A 4156-nucleotide genomic window follows, 5' to 3' on the forward strand; every position below is an offset into this window, starting at 1 on the left:
AAGATGCTTTTCCTAATTAGGGTTTGCCGAAAAAGTATGCATGTTGATTAATTGATAATGGATAATTGATAATTGATAATTACCTCGGGTTTTAACCGTACGGGAATTGAATATAAGGAATATTTTCTTTTCTCTTGGTCGATTGGAGGCTAGCGTTCGCGTAGCGTCCCGGAGGGAACGGAGACTTCGCCATCCCATCCTAGGTCATACTCCGCAAACGACCGCTTTTTCCTCTATCCAAGGGGAGGCTTCAAGGCGCAAATTATTTATTATTTATTATTCAGTAATGGTAGGAGTCAGGAGTCATATCAAATCCGGTAGTATCGGTATAATTTAGATAGTTAATCTAGTTCTCAGGAGTCAGTCCTCACGAGTCAGGAGGGAAGAGAATTTAGAAATATTGGCACTTTGGGTGAAGATAAAAAATTTTTTATACCGAACCCGAGCGGATTTGATATCAGGAGTTAGGAGAATTATAGAGGAAGTAGTCGGAACAATTGTAAGAGTGATTTTTCCGCCGTTGTCTGCTCAAAATGTTGACATACATGAGCTTTTTAGACCGAAAAGCTTACACTGTTTTCCCTCCAAAAAAAGCTAAAGCCTTTATCTGTCAATCCTTTGATATTTAATCAGCAAGCCCTAATTATGTTGTGATCGAGCAGAAACTTGAGTCGTGAGTCTTCGGTAATTGTGCGGTGTCACCCAATAGACATCTCCAGAAAAGAGGGAGTAGGGAGCAGGGAGTAGGGAGTAGGGAGAAAAAATTGATGATTTATGTGGGATAATTGATTTTATTTTTTATTATTGGAGATGTCTAATAGCACCGTAGGACTAGTAACCGTGTATTTCAATTAGTTATTCTTGGATTAAGTCAACCTCCACCAAAATCTGGGAAAAGTTGGTCTTCAGGCGATACATTCCCATAATCTTTTGATTCAATTTCTAATCTGTCTAAAATTTCCAACATTTCTCGTTCAAACACCACACTAGCGCGATTGGTTTTACCCCCTATATAAAGTCGTTCGTTGTGTTTCCAAGCCCAAATTTGGGAGTGAGAAACATAACTCATTAACACACTCAACATTAATAAACCAAAACCTAAATAAACAATTGGAATGCCAGGGTCAGCTTTTATTTGTAAACCTGTACTACCTATAATTTTGTCAACAAATAGTGTCACACCACTCACTTCTGTAGACATTCCTTCTCGCACGCTAGCAACTAATTTACCATTACCATCATAAATTAATACATTTCCTTGTAAGTCTTTTGCGAGTAAAGATACGCCCTCACTTAAATCTGGTTTTGTAGGAACCCAAGTTCCCCAAATTCTCCCCCCTCCTGCTGTATTTAATTTTGCCATTGGTAACTGAAAAATAGGGCTTTTATTAATTCTGACTTGAACTGCAGAAATCCCCCAATCTGCTTGATACATTGTCACTCCATGATACCGCATGGGTTGATTAACAAATATGGTTTTTCTATCTACTTCTTCGCCACTTTTATCTAATACTGATAAGTCTGAATAAAACTGGTCAATTGTTCCTTCGGGAGTATAATCAATCCAGAAACGGTTGACTCTAATTGACCAATTTTTGGGAATTTGTGATTCAGCAAAAATTCCGGCATCGACAATATTTTGAACTTGAAATGTTTCTCCACTCGGCACTATTTCTTGACCGATAAATCCGGTCATTGAGCCGATGATCGAGCCTGCTAAAATTATTAGCATACTGGCATGAACTATTATCGGACCGACTTTGCCAATAATGCCTTTTCTTCCATAGAGTTTATCTCCTTCTTTAGATGTTTGATAACCCTTTTGCTGTAATATTTTTTCTAGGGAATCTAAGGAAGCTGTTTCTATTTCGGCGCTTAATGCTAAATTTTCAAATTGTTGTTTCTTATTGTAAAATTTCCAGCGTTTAGCAGATTTTAGGGCGGGTAATTGTCGGGTAAATGTGCAGGCGGTTAAACTGGCTCCAAATAATATTAATATTGATAAAAACCACCAATTCCGGTAAACATGATCTAATTCTAATAATAAAATTACTTTCCAAGTTAAAAAACCAAATAATGCTGGTTTTTCTGGATAGGTTTCTTGATAAAAAGGGATTGACTCACCTTGTTCTATAACTGTACCGGAAATACTAGAGATAGCTATGATTAAAAGGAGAGCGATCGCTAACCGTAAATCTGCTAATAATGGTAATATTTCTCGTCTAAATATTTTGAAAGGATTTAGCTTTCCATTTAATTCTGAATCTTGAACATCCATTAATTTAATTCCTATAAGTTTCAACAATTTTTTTGTTGTAATTAGGTAGGTCTAATTAGGGTTTGCTGAAAAAGTGTTTTAGTAAGGGTAAGAGTCGGAGTCAGGAGTCAGGAGGAACGGGGAATTATAGAGGAGGTAGGAGGAAGAATCGTCCCTTGATTTTTCTGCCCAACTATGCGCCTAAAATACTAAATTTTTGAACCTGAGAGAGCTAAAAGCTTGCACTTTTTTAGACCCCAAAAGGCTAAAAAAATTATCTGTAAAGGCTTTGATAGTTAATCAGCAAGCCCTAATTAAACGTTAAAAAAATTGTCTACTCGACCTAATTGCCCAAAAAATTTTCGTGCTTCTGTTTCCTCCTGATTACTGATTACTTAATACTTACTACTTACTAAGTGTAACGATGCTAGTTAATTTGATATTAGACAACTTTTTAAGTTATAGCAATCAAAGCAAAGGGCGCGGAAATTTCTCAATTTTCACATCTGAGTCATAGATTATTTTTGACTTTTGCCTTGGGCGTATATAACTTATATCAAATCCATTTAATTAGGTCTCAAAAAATTGTCCGCTCCACCTAATTGCCCAAAAATTTTTCGCGCTTCTGTTTCCTCCTGATTACTGATTACTTAATACTTACTATTTACTAAGTGTAACGATGCTAGTTAATTTGATATTAGACAACTTTTTAAGTTATAGCAATCAAAGCAAAGGGCGCGGAAATTTCTCAATTTTCACATCTGAGTCATAGATTATTTTTGACTTTTACATTTTGGACTTTTGCCTTGGGCGTAGCGCTATACTGGTACAATTCTAAACAAAAGTGAAAATACACCAAAACCAACTAATAAAACACCACTAGCAGGCGTAATCCAACTAGACCATTTTCTGATTTCCAAAAATTTTTTAATATTAGCTGTAAAAGTTCCGGCTAAAATCAAAGGTGTTACATAACCCATAGCGTAAGATAGTAATAAAATTCCACCTAAAATCAAATCTCCAGTAGTCGAAACCCAAGCTAATAATGTTGCTAATACAGGAGTGCTACAAGGAGATGCTATTAAACCAAATGTTAAACCCAATAAATATGAACGTACTCCTTTAGGTAAATCTGGAGATATCCATCCCATACTGTCAAAAGATGGCATTGGTAATGGCAAGGCTTCTAGTAAATTAAGACCCATCAAAATAGCAATTATACTAACAATAATTGGTAATCCTATACCTACTTGACCATAGACTTTTCCCAGCAATGATGCTATAATCCCCAATCCAGCGAGAGTTGTCGCTAATCCTAGGGAAAACCAAGTAGATTGAGCAACAGCTTGAATACGATTCTTGGTCTCATATCCGCCAATGTAACCGATAGTTATTGGTAACATGGAAAGCATACAGGGAGTGAGACTAGTCAGTAAACCTGCGACAAAGATGATGACTAAACTTGCCCAACTTATATGTGTTAGTTGAGTTTTGACCAGGGTATTTGCATATTGGGCAGTTTCGTAAAGGAAAGTTAGGATAGTTTCCATAGTTTAGTTATTCACTAATAGAGCTTTATCGGTTGAGTATTTATAGCGTTTTTGACAGAGACTAGAGTAGTTAAGGTTTGTAGACCTTTATCAAACTAAGGTATTTTATACCAAATTTAAAAAATAATGCTAGGGTAACTAATTTGCCACGTTGTCTCTAGAGTATTGTATTGGTTTGGTCATCAGAGCTAGACTGTAGCTAAACTAGATCGAATTAGTATTACTATCATTTGCTCGACGGGAGTCCAACTGTTTATTTTGATTATGAGTGTAGTAGCGCATCTAGCTTGAAAATGTGGGTAAGTTTCAGCAACCCGGAAGACTTCTCCCCCGACCCCTCTCCTACTCA

General features: G+C 36.4%; 2 protein-coding genes. Both read right to left on the reverse strand.

Annotated features, from left to right (window positions below):
* Window positions 1–871: 871 nt before the first annotated feature.
* On the reverse strand, window positions 872–2278 hold the full coding sequence (locus tag F6K22_RS34140; protein WP_293108640.1) for a cytochrome c biogenesis protein: 1407 nt from the start codon (window positions 2276–2278) through the stop codon (window positions 872–874).
* 797 nt (window positions 2279–3075) lie between these two features.
* Entirely contained in the window at window positions 3076–3807 is a 732-nt protein-coding gene (locus tag F6K22_RS34145; RefSeq protein ID WP_293108637.1) for a cytochrome c biogenesis protein CcdA, read from the reverse strand.
* Between the last annotated feature and the right edge of the window lie 349 nt (window positions 3808–4156).

Origin of the sequence: Okeania sp. SIO2F4, assembly GCF_010672385.1 — a bacterium.
Classification (GTDB): Bacteria; Cyanobacteriota; Cyanobacteriia; order Cyanobacteriales; family Microcoleaceae; genus Trichodesmium.